Genomic DNA, 17270 nt, shown 5'->3' on the forward strand with positions numbered 1-17270 from the left:
CCAACTGACTTGTTTTTTCATAGCTTCCTCTCATTCTACACTAAGCCTAGTGAGCTTAAAAGGTACCAGCCATTTTTGTTTCATCCACTTACCGTCACATAAGAAAAATACTTGCCCTTTTCAAGGAAAGAGCAAGTATCTTGATTAAAAACCGTTATTCTCTGATACCGATTGAAACCAGTATCCGCTTTTCTTGATGGTTCGTTTCCCGTCTTCTTGAAGATCAACTGAGACAAATCCATAACGATTCTTATAGGCATTCGACCATGACCAGTTATCCATAAACGTCCACAGATGATAGCCTTTTACATTACTTCCTTCTTGAATGGCTTGATGCACCCATTTGAGATGCTCAGAAATAAAGTCAATGCGGTAATCGTCATGAATCATTCCTTCTTCATCCTTAAACCGCTCTTCTCCTTCGACACCCATTCCATTTTCAGAAATAAAGCATTCAATATTATCATAGTCTGTTTGAACTTTTTTCAATATATCATAAATTCCTTTTTCATAGATTTCCCAGCCTCGATACACATTCATTTTTCTTCCCGGCATTTCAAACGCATCAAAATAATGATTTGGCATAAATGGTGCTTTCGGATGCGGCATATGCTCTTTCGCTTTCACTCTTCTTGGCTGATAATAGTTGATCCCAAGGAGGTCGACGGTATTCTCTTGAATGAGCTCAAGGTCTCCTTCTTCAATACTTGGCATAAAGCCTTCTTTCTTTAAGACCTCTACTAGTTTTTCTGGGAAATGTCCCTTCACCGCAGGATCTAGGAAGGAACGGTTAAAGAAAGCATCAGCCATCTCAGCTGCTTCTACATCGCACGGATTCTGGCTTCTTGGATATGATGGGGTTAGATTTAGGATGATGCCGATCTTCCCGCCTTGCTGCAGATTTTTATAAGCCGCAATCGCCTTAGCATTTGATAAAAGTTCATGAAAACCGACCTGTACAGCCTTTTGGAAATCGACTTCGTTTGGAAAATGAAAGCTATACATATACCCGCCCTCTACAGGAACTATCGGTTCATTATGGGTAAACCATTTTTTCACCCGGTCGCCAAATAATTGAAAGCACAATTCCGCATAGCTGACATAATCATCTACTACCTGTCTGTTCACCCATCCGCCTTTTTCCTGCAGCGCCATTGGCATATCGAAATGGTACAGGTTCACAAACGGCTCAATATCATGTGCAATCAGTTCATTGATCACATCATTGTAAAAAGATACTGCTTCTTCATTGACCACACCTTTCCCTTCAGGTAAAAGACGTGACCATGAAATGGACAGCCGAAATGAATTGTGCCCAATTTCTTTCATCAGACGGATATCCTCTTTATATTTTCGATAAAATTGGGATGTCACGTTTGGGCCTACACCATCAAAAAAACGAGTCGGCTCTTGTTCAAACCAATGATCCCAAATATTCGGTCCCTTACCATCTCCAGGGACACTGCCTTCTGTTTGCGTGGCAGAGGCAGAAGATCCCCACCAGAAACCTTCTGGAAATGTATATGATTGCTTGTTATTTTCCATCGACATGTATTGAGTCTCCTTCGCCTTTGATGTTTGTTGTCTTCGTTTTTTCCGTTGTGGTTATTTTTTCATTTTTCACATTCATACGGTCAATAAACTTCAGGAACGGGAACCAAATGACAAACACAATCATCAGATTAAACAGCTGAAGCAGACCGCCCGCTAGTGAATTTGTTGCCATTATTCCGCTAATAAAGATCGGCACCGTCCATGGAATATTCACGCCTGTCGGCGGCGGTACAATGCCTGTTGCCATCGCAAAATAAGAAATACATGTAATGACCATTGGCGCCAAAATCCATGGAATGAGAATAAGTGGATTCATGACAATCGGTAAACCGAAAATAATCGGTTCATTGACGTTAAATAATCCTGGTCCTAAGCCGAGCTTTGCTACTTGTTTTAATTGCTTACTTTTCAGGAAAATTAAAATCGTAAACACAACAGCCAGCGTCATACCGGTTCCGCCCATGCCAACCGTATAGATTTCGATAAACTGCTTGCTGATGATATTCGGAACCTCACCAGTTTTTGTGTAGCTCTCTAGGTTTTGAATGGACAATGTATTCCAAATCGGGTCCATGACAGAGTTGATAATAATTTGGCCGTGGAGCCCAAAGAACCAAAGAATTTGTATAAAGAAAACAGCGATCAAGGTCGGGATGATACCGCTTCCAAGTCCAACAAGCGGCGCCTGAATGGCATGATAAATCAGGTCATGCATGTTTGTTTTGAAGCCTTGTGTAATGATGATATTGATCAGTAAAAAGGTTGTGAGTGTCAAAGTAGCCGGGATCAGTGCAGCAAAAGACTTTGAAACAGCTGGCGGAACCCCTTGCGGCATATTGATGACAAATTTCTTTTGGACAAAATAACGATAAATTTCAGCAGACAAAAAGCCTGTGATCATTCCTAGGAACATCCCCTTTGCTCCTAAACGATCGACTGGGATCACACCTGCAATAGATGCACCGCCTTCTTGTTCTAGTAAAAATGGCGTCAGAAGCAAGAAAGAGGCTAAAGCAATCACGCCGCCAAATACAGCTTCCACATCATAGCTTTTCGATAAATAGTAGCCAATCCCAAATACAACAAACACGCTCATAATGCTGATGGTCGCACTTGGCGCGATATTCAGTGCAGACTGGACTCCTTCCAGTGCGGTTTGACTCATGATTTTATCTAAAAATGGCAAATTCATTAGCACAACCATAATGGAACCAAAAATGGTGAGCGGGAACGCAAGCATAAAAGCATCCCGTAATACGCCTAAATAGCGGTTGTTGTTCAATCTCCCAGCAATCGGAACCAAAATGGCACTTATTTTATCAAACATTGGTTTCCCCCCTTGTTTACACCCTTTATTGTTTAAGCGATTGGAAAATCGGCAGGAGCTCTCCCACAAGCTCCTTGATCGTAATGGTGGACATTAAGTGATCTTCGGCGTGCATGAGCAATAAGGAGAAAGGCGTTTTCTCCCCACCTGCCTCTTGCTGCACGAGTTGAAAATGGATGCCATGTGCATGACGTAAATCTTCTTCTGCTTCTTTCATGAGACTAAATGCCTCACCTTCTTGACCTTCTCGAAATTGTTTAAGAGATTGAAGCAATTTGCTGCGTGCATTTCCACTGTGTAAGATCAATTGAAAACTGACTTGTTCCTCCGTGAGCCCTTCGAGTGTTTTCTTTTCCATTCTTTACGATTCCTCCATCAATGTAACGGCTTGTTCATACGCTTTTTGTCCATCGGCAAGCCCGTACGCTTGCATGTCTATGACCTCTACTGCAATCCCGTATTTTGTTGCTTCTTTTTGAAGATCCCCTTTTAAAAAGCTCATTTGCGGTCCAATTAACACAACATCCGCATTCGCCATTTCTTTTCTCGCTTGATCTTGCCCAACTGCCCAAATTTCTGCCTCGTCCCCTATTGAGTCGGCATGAGCCTTCATCTTTGTAACTAGTAAACTCGTAGACATTCCTGAACTGCATGCTAATAAAATACGTTTCATTTCTCTCACCCCATTGTTGTAATAAAAGCGCTTCCATTTAATATTATATATTTTTATTTTTAAATGTCTAGACATTTAATTTTATTTGTCTGTATTTTATATAAAAAAAGAGCGTCATGTGTGTACGCTCTTTGACTTTCTCCCTATCCTTTTCCTGCCTGGAAGCCAGGATACTTTGTCATGCCGCCGTCCACATAGAGCGTCAAGCCTGTGACATAGCTTGCCTCTTTTGACGCCAGCCAGACAGCACATGCTGCCACTTCTTCCGGCTTTCCAATATAACCAATGGGGATCAATTCAATCACGCCTTTTTTCAATGCGGGATCATCGAATTTTTCCGCATTGATCGGGGTATCGATGGCGCCTGGTGCAATGCTGTTTACACGGATTTTTTTAGGAGCATATTCTAGTGCCAGCGTTTCTGTCAGCAGCTTGGCGCCCCCTTTACTTGCTGCATAATGGACGAAATGAGGCCAAGGGATTTGCTGGTGAACCGACGACATATTGATGATCGATCCTTCTATCCCGTGATCTGTCATATACTTCAGTGCATCACGGCAGCCGAGAAACATACCTGTTAAATTGGTCGACATGACTTTGTTCCAATTATCCAGCGTCATTTCGGTAGAAGGCACTTCATTTTCGATGCCTGCGTTATTGATCATGACATCAAGACTGCCAAATGTATCAACGGCTTTATCAATCATCGCCTGCATATCCTCTTCTTTTGAGACATCTCCCTTGATTTTCACAGCCTGTCCGCCATTTTTTTGAATATCCGCAATGGTGTCATCCGGATTTTCTTGATCTGAGAAATAATTGATCACCACATTGGCTTTTTCTTGTCCAAACCGGCGCGCCATCGCTTGCCCTATTCCTGTGCCGGCTCCTGTAATCAGGACTGTTTTTCCTTCTAAATCTTGATACATTCGTTTACCCTCCTATTTTGTAAAGCCTAGCAGCACGCCGCCTGCTATGATCATTAAGCAGCCAGCAATGACAAAGCTTGTTCTAGATGCTTTCTCTTTTAATAAATAAATGCCGCCTAATGTTGAGATGACAATCCCTGTTTGTGACATCGAAAAGCTTACGGCTACGCCAATGAGCGGAATGGCCAAAAGAAGCCCAAGATTTCCTGTCGACCAAACCAAACCGGCAATGATATTTTTAAACGTATATTTACTAAACGGGTTCTGCTTTAGACTAATCGCCAAGGATGAAAGCAGCATACCGACCGATTGCGGAACGAGGGCAGACCACCCATCAATATGAAACCATCTTAAAATGACGACATATCCGACATAGCCAACCGTTGAGATGAGCAGAATAATGATCCCTTTTTTGAAATTGCCTCCACCGTTTCCGCCGCCATTCTTCTTTTGACCGAGCGATGTCATCACAACGCCTGCAATAATCAGTAAAATGGCGCAAGAACCAATGAGTATGACCGTCATCGTTTGCCATTCTTTAAAAACCATGACACCAAATAAAGTAGTGCTCACAAGCTGCATGCCTGTTGACAAAGGAACCGCCTTCGAGACTCCGAGAAACGCAACACTTGAAAGCTGATTCATTTGTCCAATGCTCCAAAAGATGCCTGAAATCACAGAAACCGCAAAAATAAGCGGTGTCAGCTCTGGCATTTTGATGAAGAAGGCTGCAATTGAAAATAAAAATGCGCCAAGCGTAATGCCGAGCGTTTGCTGGTATGCATTCCCGCCAAGTTTGACACTGATCAGAACAATACTTCCCCAAAATATTGCTGGGAGAAGTGCATATAAGATGCCCACTTCTATCCCTACTTTCTTTTCTTTTTTACATAGCATCCCTCTTTTTCGCATTTTTAGCCGAAAAGATGCAAACACAAAAAAACCTTACCAATCCAATGGTAAGGTTTTTCTGACGTTTTATTTTATTTCATCCATTCCGTATGGAAGACGCCTTCTTTATCTGTGCGCTCATACGTATGTGCACCGAAATAGTCACGCTGCGCTTGAATTAAGTTCGCTGGCAGGACAGCTGTGCGATAGCTATCAAAGTAAGCAAGTGCACTTGAGAATGAAGGAACAGGAACTCCTTGCTCCACTGCAAGTGAAATGACTTTACGAAGTGATGATTGATAGCTTTGAGCAATATCCTTAAAGTAAGGATCTAGCAATAGGTTTTTCAGTTCAGGGTTACGGTCATATGCTTCTTTAATTTGTTGTAAGAAGGCTGCACGAATGATACATCCACCGCGGAAGATCATCGCAATTTCACCGTATTTTAAATCCCAGTTATATTCATCAGATGCTGCTTTCATTTGCGCAAAACCTTGAGCATACGAGCAGATTTTACTCATGAATAGGGCTTTTCTAACAGCTTCGATCAGCTCTTGTTTATTCTCAGCTGATTGCGTTGGCTCAGGACCTTGAATTGATTGACTTGCTTCTACACGCTCATCTTTCATTGCTGAAATATAGCGCGCAAAAACAGACTCAGTAATGATTGGAAGCGGGACACCTAGATCAAGAGAACTTTGGCTCGTCCATTTTCCAGTTCCTTTTTGACCAGCTTTATCTAAGATGACATCCACAAGCGGCTGGTTTGTTTCTTCATCCACTTTTGTGAAAATATCCGCTGTAATTTCGATTAAATAGCTGTCAAGCTCGCCTTTATTCCACTCTGAGAATACTTCATGAAGCTCCTCTGCTGACAAGCCAGCCACATGCTTCAAGATAAAGTATGATTCAGAGATCAATTGCATGTCTCCGTACTCGATGCCGTTATGGACCATTTTGACATAATGTCCTGCTCCATCTGGGCCGATATACGTTGTACATGGCTCGCCATCTACTTTCGCAGAGATCGCTTCTAAAATTGGTTTCACTAGCTCATGCGCTTCTTTTTGACCGCCTGGCATGATAGATGGACCTTTTAGTGCACCTTCTTCACCCCCAGAAACACCTGTACCAATGAAGTGGATACCACTTTCCGCAAGCTCTTGATTACGTCTTTGCGTATCCTTGTAATATGTATTTCCACCATCAATTAAGATGTCACCTTTCTCTAGGTGAGGAAGTAATGATTGAATGGTTGCATCCGTTGCTGCACCAGCTTTTACCATTAAAAGAATTTTACGCGGTGTTTCAAGCGACTGAACAAATTCTTCAATGCTGTATGTGCCTACAACGTTTTTTCCTTTTGATTCTTCGAGAAACTCTTCTGTTTTGCTGCTAGATCTGTTATAAACGGACACGGAGAAACCGCGGCTTTCAATATTAAGGGCAAGGTTTTTCCCCATAACGGCTAGTCCAACCACACCGATTTGTTGTTTTGACATAATTCTGACGTCCCTTCTAACACACTATATTGATTACTGCTAAAATGATGTACCCTTTGAAATTACCACAACACCACCTCTTTTATCAAGTTTTCAGGCTAGTCATTTCCTTTTTCGTCCTGAAAAAAGTCTTTATTAAAACTTGTTCCGCTTGTTTTGCTCTCTTTTTCCTTGATGGTCATTCCTCTTTGAATAAGTGATTTGCCATATTTTTCTTTCAGCCCTTCTAAAACGGTTTGGAGAGGCTCTTCTTTTGCATCTTCTGTATAGGAAAATAAATCAAGCTGTTTAACAGCTGCTTTTCGTTCTACAAGGTCTGTCCCCGTCACACCTAAGAGCCTCACGGGCTGGTCATTCCAATGTTTAAGGAATAATTGCTTTGCTGCCTCAAATAAGTCTTCCTTTCGATCCGTTGGATTCGTGAGTGTGACACTTCGCGTGATATTTTTCCAGCTTGCGTACCGTATCATGATGAGAAGCCGATTTGCCATCACTTCTTTTCTCCTTAATCTTGCACTCACAGATTGTGACAGCTTATCAATTAACGTGACAAGTTCATCTGGATCGTCAGAATCATGAGGAAGGGTTGACGAATTACCGACAGATTTAAATTCGTATATCCTTTCTGGGTCCACGATACCGTCATGTTCACCATTCGCCTTTTGCTTTAATCTCGGTCCATTGATGCCCAGTAATTTCTTTAGCGTATACTCATTTGCTTTCGCTAAATCTTCAATGGTATGAATGCCAATCGTTTTCAATTTATCTGCCGTTTTCTGTCCAACTCCGTGCATGTCACCCGCTGGCAGCGGCCAGAGCATTTGGGGCACATCTCGTTTACGTAAAATGGTGATGCCCATTGGTTTTTTCCAATTAGACGCCATTTTCGCTAAAAATTTATTCGGTGCAATGCCAATACTTGAAGGAAGCATGAGCTCCTCTACAAGCCTCGTTTGAATATCATGAGCCGTTTTCACCGCGTGCTCGGCATAGGGCGTATGCGTTAAATCAATATAGCCCTCGTCAATGGATACAGGTTCGACTAAATCGCTGTATTCTCTTAGTATCGTAAACATCTCTTGTGAGGAGCTGCGGTACCGGTCAAAGTTTGGTGTACGGACAATCAGCCCCGGACAAAGCCGCTTCGCTTCCCATAACGGCATCGGGGGCTTTACACCTAGTGCTCTTGCCTCGTAGCTGCACGTCACAACAATCCCTTTACGCTCTTTCGCATTTCCGCTAATGGCTAAAGGTTTCCCTCTCAAAGAAGGATCATACGCCATTTCAACAGATGCATAAAAACTATTCATATCAATATGAAAAATAATTCGACCCTTCCTTTGAGAATCACCCATTTGCCTGCCTCCTACATTTATTGACTCTTGTTACTTCATGTTTGTTCCAATAGACATTTCATATAGTGTATAGTACACTGTGAGTAATGAAATGGGATGTGATAATCATGATTATTGATACATTCAATGAAGTCTTTTTCCTTGTTGAATTCTTTACGATTATTCTTCCAGCGCTGACGGCTATCGGCATTGCGTTTTTATTAAAAGACTGCCGTATGAACGAACACCTCGGTGGACATCGTTTGGAAGAGTTTGACGCATCTTTATTGAACCGAACAGACTTTCTGTTTATCATATATGATCGCATTACAACTTGGATTAGTAAAGTCATTCGAATGAAACGATCATCAAATGATGATGAAGACCATTCGCTTCCTCTCTCTAATTAATTTTTTAAAAAATGAGGAGGAAACGAATTGAAACGTTTATTGACGATTTGTACGACTTTATGTTTAATGATGATTGCCTCACCTGCTTTTGCAGCGAGTGGGCAAACGAATGCGAGCTCTGATGGGTTTTTCCATCATTATTTTGTCCAGCCTTTTTCGGAGCTGATCATTTGGCTTGCGAACTTCTTCCATGATGATTATGGTTTATCGATTATGTTCGTGACCTTGATAGTCCGCCTGCTGATTTTCCCTCTTTTTGCGAACCAATTTAAGAAACAAAGAGTCATGCAGGAGAAAATGGCACTGGTGAAGCCTCAAATTGACCAAATTCAAAGCAAATTGAAGAAAACGAAAGAACCTGAAAAACAAAAAGAACTACAAATGGAAATGATGAAAGTATACAAAGAGAATAATGTGAACCCGCTGGCAATGGGCTGTCTGCCTATGCTGATTCAAATTCCAATTGTTCTTGGCTTTTACTCAGCGATCCGCTCAACACCTGAGATCGCAACACATTCGTTCCTATGGTTTAACTTAGGACAAACCGATCTATTGGTCGCGATCTTTGCAGGCGCCATGTATTTCTTGCAATTTTATGTTACGCAAAAATTTGCGAAGCAATCAGGCACCCAGACAGAAGCTGCGCTGAAGCAAGCCAAAGTCATGGGCATGATTTTCCCAATCATGATGCTGTTTATTTCAATCAATGCACCCGCTGCCCTTCCTTTATACTGGATGACAAGCGGATTACTACTCACAATCCAAACAATTATTTTGAATGTCATGTACCAAAAATCAAAATCGAAAGCTGAGGCAAACGACCAAGCCAGCCCAGCTGCTGAATAAAAATAATCCCCTTATCATCAGATAGGGGGATTTTCTTTATGCCAACTCTTCTTTTAACCGCTCTGGCAGTTGATCGAGGTCATCAATTCTCCCAAGGAACTTATTAGGGTCCACTTGTAAAATCATCTTGTTCTCTCTCTCCACAACGCCGAAGAAATATTCGGAGGCTTTCGTGTTCATATGAAATGGCTTGATCTCGCTTAGCTCGATATCGATAATATCTTTTGCATCTGAGACAAGACAGCCAATCATTTGATCGTTTAATTCAAATAGCAACACCTTGGACTGTTCGTTCACATCAAGAGGCTTTCCGTGAAGCATCACGCCTGTGTCACTGACAGGGATGACTTCTCCTCTTAATGACATCAGTCCTTTAATTTCTTTTGGAAGGTTCGATACTTCTTGTAAATAAGGGACCTTCTCAATCGAACGAATATGCTCTACACTGATGCCAAAATCCTCTTGCCCCACTTGGAAAATAATGATCTTTTGCGTGCTCACAGAGTCTCCTGCCTTTACGATAGATTTGTCGTTTCTTCGATAATGGCGAGAACCATTTCAGCTGTTTTGACTAATTCTTCAATCGGCATTTTCTCATTTTTCGTATGAATATCTTCATATCCAACAGCTAGGTTGACAGTTGGGACGCCGTTTCCTGCAATGACGTTTGCATCACTGCCTCCGCCGCTCGTCTGTAGTTCTGATGGACGGCCAATTTTCGCAGCCGCTTTTTTCGCCACTTCTACGACTTGATCGCCGTGAGAGAATTTGAAGCCTGGATACATGATGTCAATTTGTACATCGGCACTTCCGCCCATTTCTTTAGCGGTTTTTTCAAAGGCTTCTTTCATCTTCGCTACTTGTGCTTCCATTTTTGCAGGTTCTAAAGAGCGTGCTTCAGCAAGGATATCGACTTGATCGCACACAATATTCGTTTGCGTTCCACCTTCAAAACGCCCGATATTCGCCGTTGTTTCTTCATCAATTCGGCCAAGCGGCATGCTGGCAATGGCTTTTGATGCAATGGTAATCGCAGACACGCCTTTTTCAGGTGCCACACCTGCGTGAGCTGTTTTTCCGTAAATGGTTGCGCGTACTTTCGCCTGTGTTGGCGCAGCTACGATAATTGTCCCGACCTTGCCATCTGAATCAAGGGCATAGCCGTATGCTGCTGTCATCAATTTTGGATCTAACGCTTTTGCTCCAACAAGTCCTGATTCCTCACCTGCTGTGATGACAAATTCAATCGTTCCATGCGGTAAATTCTTCTCTTTCAGCACGCGGATGGCTTCAAACATAGCCGCAAGCCCTGTTTTATCGTCAGCACCAAGAATGGTTGTTCCATCTGTCTTCACATAGCCGTCTTCAATGACTGGTTTTACGCCATTGCCGGGAACAACTGTGTCCATATGAGAAGTGAAATAGATAGTATCAGCCTCTTGATTGCCTTCCAGTGTACAGATGAGGTTGCCTGCACCGTGGCCAGTTTTCGCTTTTGAGTCGTCTTCCACCACTTTAAGACCAAGCTGCGAGAATTTTTCTTTTAAGACTTCCACAATTTTCTCTTCGTGTTTTGTTTCCGAATCGATCTGAACCAGTTCTAAAAATTCGTCTAGTAAACGTTTTTCATTGATCATGATGATGCTCCTCCTCTTATAGCGGCATGTTGCCATGCTTTTTTAACGGTCTATCTTCTTCCTTCCTGCGAAGCAAATCAAACGAGCGAATCAATCGCTCTCTCGTTTCATCCGGCATGAAAATATCGTCTATCAGCCCTGCCTGAGCCGCTTTTAATACACTTGGTTCCGTCTCAACCTCGCGCGAAGCAGGATGAACGATTTCGTCTGCGAACGTTTTCCCCATGACATCAATTTCTGCCGCTGGCCATGCATAAACAAAGTCAGCGCCTAAGCCCTTGCTATTCATCGCGACATATGCACCGCCAAACGCCTTTCTTAAAATCACCGTGATTTTTGGAACGGTCGCTTCAGCGTACGCATATAAAAGCTTTGCGCCGTGACGGATAATTCCCGCATGCTCAGCTTTCTCCCCTGGTAAAAAACCAGGGACGTCGACAAGCGTTAAGATCGGAATATGAAACGCATCGCAAAATCGAATAAACCTGGCCGCTTTATCGGCAGCGTCAAGGTCAAGGCTTCCTGCCAGCACCTTTGGCTGATTGGCAACTACACCAATTGGAGCCCCTTTTAATCTGGCAAACCCTGTGACGATATTTTTTGAGAAACAAGGCTGGGTCTCAAAGAATGAGCCTGGATCGATGATCGCTGTCACCACTTGTTTGACATCATAGGTGCGTGATGGATCCTTTGGCAAGATTTTGCCTGGATCAACGGCGTCATGCTTTTGCACTTCAGTGTGCATGTCAGGCTGTTTAGTCGTTGGTATGTACGTTAAAAGTGTTCGAACCGCCTTTAACACGTCCTGCTCATCTTTCCCAGTATAGTGCACATTCCCGCTTGTCTGATGCTGAACACTTGCACCGCCAAGACGGTCAGGACAGACCGTTTCTCCTGTTGCCTTTTCTATTACTTTCGGACCTGTTAAAAACATATGAGCTGTTTGTTCTGTCATGAAGACAAAATCAGTCAAAGCAGGAGAATAGACTGCACCTCCAGCACATGAGCCTAAAATAACGGATATTTGCGGGATTTGACCAGAGTACAGCACATTCCGTTTAAAAATCTGTCCGTATCCTTCTAATGATACCACACCCTCTTGAATTCTCGCACCACCTGAGTCTTTTAGACCGATGACCGGCATCTGATTTTTAGCTGCGAGATCCATTAGTGAAGCAATTTTTTTGGCATGTATTTCGCCTAAAGAGCCCCCATGCACTGTTGCATCTTGTGCATAAACACATACTGGCTTTCCATGAATAAGTCCGGTTCCAATGATGACGCCATCACCGACATGCTCTGACATGCGGCCTGTTGCAAACCTCTGAATTTCCATGAAACTGCCCACGTCAAGAAGTTCATGCAGCCGCTGGCGAACCGATAGCTTTCCTTTGTTTCTGTGCGCGGCTGCTCGTTTTTCACCGCCGCCCATTAACGCTTTTTCCCGCCATTTAGACAAGTCATTGAACGATTCATTCATTGCCATGTTTTTCTCCTTTCAAGGGCTCGCACAATTCGAATAACACACCGGACGTTTCTTTAGGTGAAATAAATGCAATCTGCTTGCCGCTTGCGCCCTTCTGTGCTGATTTTTGGAGAAGCTGCACGCCAAGGTGTTCAAGATGGTTAAGATCTGCCTGAATGTCTCCTGACTTTAACGCAATATGATGGAGCCCCTCTCCTTTTTTTGTTAAAAAGGTATGTAGTTTACTGCTGTCTGACATTGGTTCAATTAATTCAATGTGCACATGATCAAGTGAAGCGAAGGACGCTTTAATCTCCTGCTCAGGAATCTCTTGTATGTCTGAAAAATGCCAGTTAAACAGCTGATGAAGGAGTTGAGATGTTTGTTTAATAGAAAAGACCGCAATGGCAATATGATCGATTTGATTCATCCGTTCACTTCCTTTGTTGATCACTTGTCGCATTTGAAAAAACCAGCTAGAATAAAGAAAGGTGCGTTCGTCGCAAAAAATCTTCGGTTATAGGGGTGCGATATGTCTCAGAAATTTATGAAATTCATGGTATTGCTCATGATTAGCCTGCTGTTAATTTCTTCACTTTTAGCAGGAGCAGCAACCTTTTTATAAGGTTTCAATAAAAGCAGACAAGCAGGTGATTCGTTCAATCAACGAATGGCCTGTTTGTCTTTGGCAAGCTTTTCAAATGAATCGCTTGATGTTGTAATCCATACTTTTGTTCCAATCGGAAGCTGGTCAAATAGAAGCTCTACATCTTGATTATGAAGTCTCACACAGCCTGCCGTGATAAATTTCCCAATCGATGTTTCGTCACTCGTCCCATGAATTCCGTACGTTCTGCCATCTGTTTCTCGTGCATCAAATCCAATCCACCTTCTGCCAAGTGGGTTATTCTTCGCACCGCCTTCAATATTCTTTTTTCTGTAATAGGGATCTTTCGCTTTGATCATAATGGTAAATTCCCCTTCTGGTGTTAAATCGGCTGTTTTCCCTGTAGAAGCAGGATATATTTTTTGGATTTGTCCTTGATCAATATAGGCAAGTTCATTTGTTTGTTTATTAATAATGACATAAGGGTCTCCTGGAAGCGGGTTTTGTCCGAGCGGCCAGATTGGTGAAAGGGACATGGTCAATACGGTATAAAATAAAAGACGCATAGGCTCCTCCTTTTTTCATTAGATTGACCAATGAAGGAGGAACTCATGCGTCTCTATTCTTTCATCCCTTTAAAATAGCTTTTCAGTACTAAATATTGTTCCATTTCTCCGAGGAAATGAAAAAGTGCAGCTCTTGCCTCAAACTCTTCTCGTGTTTGCGGCAGCGGAAGCTTATCGAACTCTTCTTTCATATCAATGAGACGTCTTAAAAACTTATGCGCCGTGTTCCCTGGGTGAATATGTTCGCGTAAGTCTCTGACGTATTCGGCAATCATTTGCCCATGCTCTGTTGTGATGGAAATGGACGTGATTTTCGGAAGCACACGCTCAATGATTTCGAATTGCTTTTGCCTCATATTAAAATAATGATAATACAGGTTTTCATGTCTTAGGACATGGTTTTCAACATCACGATATGCGAGAGCTTTCGCTTCTTTGATCAATTGATGTGTCTCTGGTATTTCTTTTCCTGTCCAGTCTTGTTTCCCTGTCATTAAGTATTGCTCGATTTCCTCAAAGATTTTTGCAAAGTTGGCTTCAATCTGTTCGCTGTAGCGTTTGAGCTTTTTATCGACACTTGGCATATACAAGTTCATGATAAGTGCTACGCCAACACCAATTGTAATCAGCAGCAGCTCATTCCAGATGAGGTGAAGGGTAATCCCGCCGGACATGTATAAATGGAGAATGATGACTGAACTTGTGACAATCCCTTCTTTAATGCGGAGCAAAACGGTTGTCGGAATAAAGACAAGCAGCATCAGACCAATCACAAAAGGATGATATCCAATCAGATCGAAAAATAGATAAGAAAATAAAATGGCAAGACTGCAAGCTGCAAAGCGGGCGCCTGATGCGAGGAGCGACCGTTTCTTCGTCACCTGAATACACAGGATCGTAATAATCCCGGCAGCCGAATAATTTTGAAGGCCGAGCAATTGTGCAATATAAATAGCGATCGCTGTTCCTAATGCTGTTTTCAGCGTTCGGTAGCCGATTTTAAACATGATGTGATTCACTCTTTTCTGTCTTGTTTCCATTCACTTTTGTGAAATGATGAACTTTTTTTACTTTCCCCATTATAATCAAAAAAAGAAGGAGATGTTAAGTCGCCTTCTCTTTTTTCTTTATAATATTTTTTGTAAGAAGTCTTGCGCGCGCTGTGACGACGGCGATTCAAAGAATTGCACAGGGTTTGCATCCTCTACAATTTTCCCATCATCCATAAAGATCACGCGGTCAGCCACTTCTTTTGCAAAGCCCATTTCATGTGTGACGATCACAAGTGTCATTCCAGATTGAGCCAGCTCTTTCATGACCTCTAGGACTTCCTTGACCATTTCTGGATCTAGTGCAGAAGTTGGTTCGTCAAACAGCATGATGTCTGGAGTCATCGCAAGCGCACGTGCAATTGCCACACGCTGCTTTTGACCGCCTGACAAACGGTTCGGAAAATCATCTTTTTTCTCTAAAAGCCCTACCTTTTTCAGCAGATCTTCAGCTTGTTTGATGCTGTCTTCCTTCGATTGATTCTTCACATTCATTGGCGCATACGTGATATTTTCCAGCACGGTTTTATGCGGGAACAGGTGGAAATGCTGAAACACCATTCCGATATTCTCACGCACTTTTAGTGCATTGGTTTTTGGGTTTGTGATTTCAGTATCCTTAATTGTAATGACACCAGTAGTCGGCTTTTCAAGCAAGTTGATGCAGCGAAGAAACGTCGATTTTCCTGAACCAGATGGTCCAATGACTGCGACAACTTCCCCTTCTTTAATGGTGGTGTCGATCCCTTTTAATACTTCATTTTTGCCAAAAGATTTTGTGAGTTTCTCTATGTTAATCATTTGATTTTAACTTCCTTTCCACCGATTTACCGACAAAGGTGAGAACAAGCACGATGACATAATAGATGAGACCTGCAAAAATAAGCGGTTCAAGATAATTATACGTGACGGCACCTGCTTGGTAAGCTCGTCTCATGACATCTCCCAGTCCAATGACTGTCACAATAGCTGATTCTTTTGTCAGTGTAATCGTTTCGTTCACAAGTGCAGGTGAAATATTTTTAAATGCCTGCGGAAGCAATAAGTCCTTCATCATTTTAGCATAAGGGATGCCTAAAGCAACGGCGGCTTCTTTTTGACCTTTATCAATGGCATTAATACCAGCACGAATAATTTCAGATACGTATGCCGCGGAGTTAAGTGAAAATGCCGCTACAGCAGCCCAGTATTGATCGATTTGAAACCCGAGAAGCTGAGGCAGACCAAAATAAATAATGAGCAATTGAAGCACAAGCGGTGTGCCTCGGAAGATTGATGTGTAAAAATCTGCAAGCCAAATGAGCGGCTTAAACACACTAATTTTGCAAAGCGTTAATAAAATCCCTAAGATAAATCCAAGAAAAAGTGATACCACTACAATAGAAAGTGTGACCTTAAGTCCTTCTAAAATAAAGGGCATCTGAGGTATTACATCTTTAAAATCCAACATGACATTCTCCTTTTTTCTGCCTTCATACGAAATCAAAAAATAAAACAGGAAAAAAGTTCAACACGAGTTGAACTTTTCAGCGCTTTCTACTTGATTTTCATGAATGACGCTGATCCTTTTCCTGACTTACTTTTCATCAGCAAACCATTTTTTAATTAATTTATCAAGTTCGCCATTGTCTTGCATTTCTTTTAATGATTTATTAAATTTAGCTGTTAAGTCGCTATTTTTCTTGAATGCAATGGCTGAACCTTCGTTTGAACTATTCAATCCAAATGCTTGGAAGTCTTTTTCTTTTTTCAAATAACCAGCAGCTACTTTATCTTCAATAATGGCTGCATCAAAACGACCTGCTTTGATTTCTTGAATGATATCAGAGATTTTATTACGGTCTTCCACTTTTAAGTTATATTTCTTTTGCAAACCGTTTGCTTCATCCTGCTGGATTGAACCTAATTGAACGCCGACTGTTTTATCTTTTAAGTCTTTCTCTGTTTTCATTCCGCTAGATTTCTTTGAGACAACTAAGTTTTTAGCATTGTAATAAACATCAGAGAAATCTAATTGTTTTTTTCGTTTTTCTGTAGGGGTCATGCCTGCAAGGACGATATCAGCTTTATTTGTTTTAAGCGCTGATACAAGGCTTGCAAAATCCATATCTTGAATTTCTAGCTTGTAGCCGTTCTTTTTCGCTAGTGCTGTTGCAAGATCGACATCAAAACCGACAATTTTATCTCCTTCTTTTGATTCAAATGGCGGATAATCTGCTGATGTCGCCATAACGAGTGTTTTGTCATCTCCTGATGCGTTTGAATTATTAGAAGAAGTTCCGCAAGCTGCGAGTGCAGCTGCAAGACCAGCTGTCATAAGTAATAATAACCACTTTTTCATAAGATAATGCCTCCCAGTATTTAAAATCATGTATTGTTTTGAATATTTATTCACTATAATGTATTTTAAACACTTTCTTTTTAAGATGCAATAGTATTTTGCTAAAATTATTTTGATTCAATGGTCTTATAAAACAAAA

General features: G+C 41.8%; 20 protein-coding genes. 3 read left to right on the top strand and 17 right to left on the bottom strand.

All coding sequences use genetic code 11. The annotated features are described in order from the left end of the window. Positions 1-144: 144 nt before the first annotated feature. The 8 genes from MKZ03_RS10575 to MKZ03_RS10610 all read right to left on the bottom strand — a co-directional run bounded on the left by MKZ03_RS10575 (position 145) and on the right by MKZ03_RS10610 (position 8231). Positions 145-1551, bottom strand: a complete 1407-nt coding sequence (locus tag MKZ03_RS10575; RefSeq protein WP_445662025.1) for a glycoside hydrolase family 1 protein — start codon at positions 1549-1551, stop codon at positions 145-147. After that, complete coding sequence (celB, locus tag MKZ03_RS10580) at positions 1535-2881, bottom strand: PTS cellobiose transporter subunit IIC (RefSeq protein WP_307499881.1); 1347 nt, start codon at positions 2879-2881, stop codon at positions 1535-1537. Before celB ends, MKZ03_RS10575 begins: the two co-directional genes overlap by 17 nt. Before the next feature lie 25 nt (positions 2882-2906). Further along, positions 2907-3239: a PTS lactose/cellobiose transporter subunit IIA gene (locus MKZ03_RS10585; protein WP_034661208.1), complete on the bottom strand. Its 333-nt coding sequence runs from the start codon at positions 3237-3239 to the stop codon at positions 2907-2909. A gap of 3 nt (positions 3240-3242) precedes the next feature. Next, on the bottom strand, positions 3243-3554 hold the full coding sequence (locus tag MKZ03_RS10590) for a PTS sugar transporter subunit IIB (protein WP_003215713.1): 312 nt from the start codon (positions 3552-3554) through the stop codon (positions 3243-3245). Between the two features lie 143 nt (positions 3555-3697). Beyond that, positions 3698-4483: an SDR family oxidoreductase gene (locus MKZ03_RS10595; RefSeq protein WP_341031766.1), complete on the bottom strand. Its 786-nt coding sequence runs from the start codon at positions 4481-4483 to the stop codon at positions 3698-3700. Positions 4484-4495: 12 nt separating this feature from the next. Next, complete coding sequence (locus MKZ03_RS10600) at positions 4496-5344, bottom strand: GRP family sugar transporter (protein WP_034661991.1); 849 nt, start codon at positions 5342-5344, stop codon at positions 4496-4498. A 122-nt stretch (positions 5345-5466) separates the two neighbouring features. Beyond that, on the bottom strand, positions 5467-6876 hold the full coding sequence (gene gndA / locus MKZ03_RS10605) for an NADP-dependent phosphogluconate dehydrogenase (RefSeq protein WP_060596800.1): 1410 nt from the start codon (positions 6874-6876) through the stop codon (positions 5467-5469). Between the two features lie 98 nt (positions 6877-6974). Next, positions 6975-8231: a DNA polymerase IV gene (locus tag MKZ03_RS10610; RefSeq protein ID WP_307499884.1), complete on the bottom strand. Its 1257-nt coding sequence runs from the start codon at positions 8229-8231 to the stop codon at positions 6975-6977. A 107-nt stretch (positions 8232-8338) separates the two neighbouring features. Here MKZ03_RS10610 and MKZ03_RS10615 point away from each other — a divergent pair, with 107 nt between their 5' ends. Together MKZ03_RS10615 and MKZ03_RS10620 are read left to right on the top strand one after the other, a co-directional pair. Then, positions 8339-8620, top strand: a complete 282-nt coding sequence (locus MKZ03_RS10615; protein ID WP_034661212.1) for a hypothetical protein — start codon at positions 8339-8341, stop codon at positions 8618-8620. Positions 8621-8647: 27 nt separating this feature from the next. Next, a complete protein-coding gene (locus tag MKZ03_RS10620; protein WP_370876249.1) occupies positions 8648-9466 on the top strand; it encodes a membrane protein insertase YidC in 819 nt (272 codons plus the stop codon). 36 nt (positions 9467-9502) lie between these two features. On the opposite strand, the gene MKZ03_RS10625 is transcribed toward MKZ03_RS10620, so the two are convergent. Genes MKZ03_RS10625 through mce form a run of 4 tightly spaced genes read right to left on the bottom strand, consistent with a single transcriptional unit; the run spans position 9503 to position 12998 of the window. Continuing rightward, positions 9503-9967 carry a chemotaxis protein CheW gene (locus MKZ03_RS10625; RefSeq protein WP_034661215.1) on the bottom strand — a complete coding sequence of 155 codons (465 nt, stop codon included), beginning with the start codon at positions 9965-9967 and terminating at the stop codon, positions 9503-9505. 14 nt (positions 9968-9981) lie between these two features. Next, entirely contained in the window at positions 9982-11103 is a 1122-nt protein-coding gene (locus tag MKZ03_RS10630) for a M20/M25/M40 family metallo-hydrolase (protein WP_060596804.1), read from the bottom strand. Positions 11104-11119: 16 nt separating this feature from the next. Continuing rightward, on the bottom strand, positions 11120-12589 hold the full coding sequence (locus tag MKZ03_RS10635) for an acyl-CoA carboxylase subunit beta (RefSeq protein ID WP_341031769.1): 1470 nt from the start codon (positions 12587-12589) through the stop codon (positions 11120-11122). Then, entirely contained in the window at positions 12576-12998 is a 423-nt protein-coding gene (mce, locus tag MKZ03_RS10640; protein WP_341032616.1) for a methylmalonyl-CoA epimerase, read from the bottom strand. The genes MKZ03_RS10635 and mce overlap by 14 nt, the downstream gene beginning before the upstream one ends. 102 nt (positions 12999-13100) lie before the next feature. Here mce and prli42 point away from each other — a divergent pair, with 102 nt between their 5' ends. After that, positions 13101-13193, top strand: coding sequence for a stressosome-associated protein Prli42 (prli42, locus tag MKZ03_RS10645; protein WP_149865350.1), 93 nt, complete (start codon positions 13101-13103; stop codon positions 13191-13193). A 38-nt stretch (positions 13194-13231) separates the two neighbouring features. On the opposite strand, the gene MKZ03_RS10650 is transcribed toward prli42, so the two are convergent. The 5 genes from MKZ03_RS10650 to MKZ03_RS10670 form a co-directional block, all read right to left on the bottom strand. Further along, entirely contained in the window at positions 13232-13741 is a 510-nt protein-coding gene (locus MKZ03_RS10650) for a L,D-transpeptidase (RefSeq protein WP_307499888.1), read from the bottom strand. A gap of 53 nt (positions 13742-13794) precedes the next feature. Continuing rightward, positions 13795-14748, bottom strand: coding sequence for an aromatic acid exporter family protein (locus MKZ03_RS10655; protein WP_034661221.1), 954 nt, complete (start codon positions 14746-14748; stop codon positions 13795-13797). A gap of 120 nt (positions 14749-14868) precedes the next feature. Then, a complete protein-coding gene (locus tag MKZ03_RS10660; RefSeq protein WP_106031019.1) occupies positions 14869-15591 on the bottom strand; it encodes an amino acid ABC transporter ATP-binding protein in 723 nt (240 codons plus the stop codon). After that, positions 15584-16240, bottom strand: coding sequence for an amino acid ABC transporter permease (locus tag MKZ03_RS10665; RefSeq protein ID WP_003215691.1), 657 nt, complete (start codon positions 16238-16240; stop codon positions 15584-15586). Before MKZ03_RS10665 ends, MKZ03_RS10660 begins: the two co-directional genes overlap by 8 nt. A 126-nt stretch (positions 16241-16366) precedes the next feature. Next, positions 16367-17131 (bottom strand): transporter substrate-binding domain-containing protein, encoded by a 765-nt coding sequence (locus MKZ03_RS10670; RefSeq protein ID WP_307499890.1) that lies wholly within the window; start codon positions 17129-17131, stop codon positions 16367-16369. Positions 17132-17270 lie beyond the last annotated feature (139 nt).

The sequence above is a fragment of the Bacillus sp. FSL R5-0431 genome, assembly GCF_038002985.1.
Lineage (GTDB): Bacteria > Bacillota > Bacilli > Bacillales > Bacillaceae > Bacillus.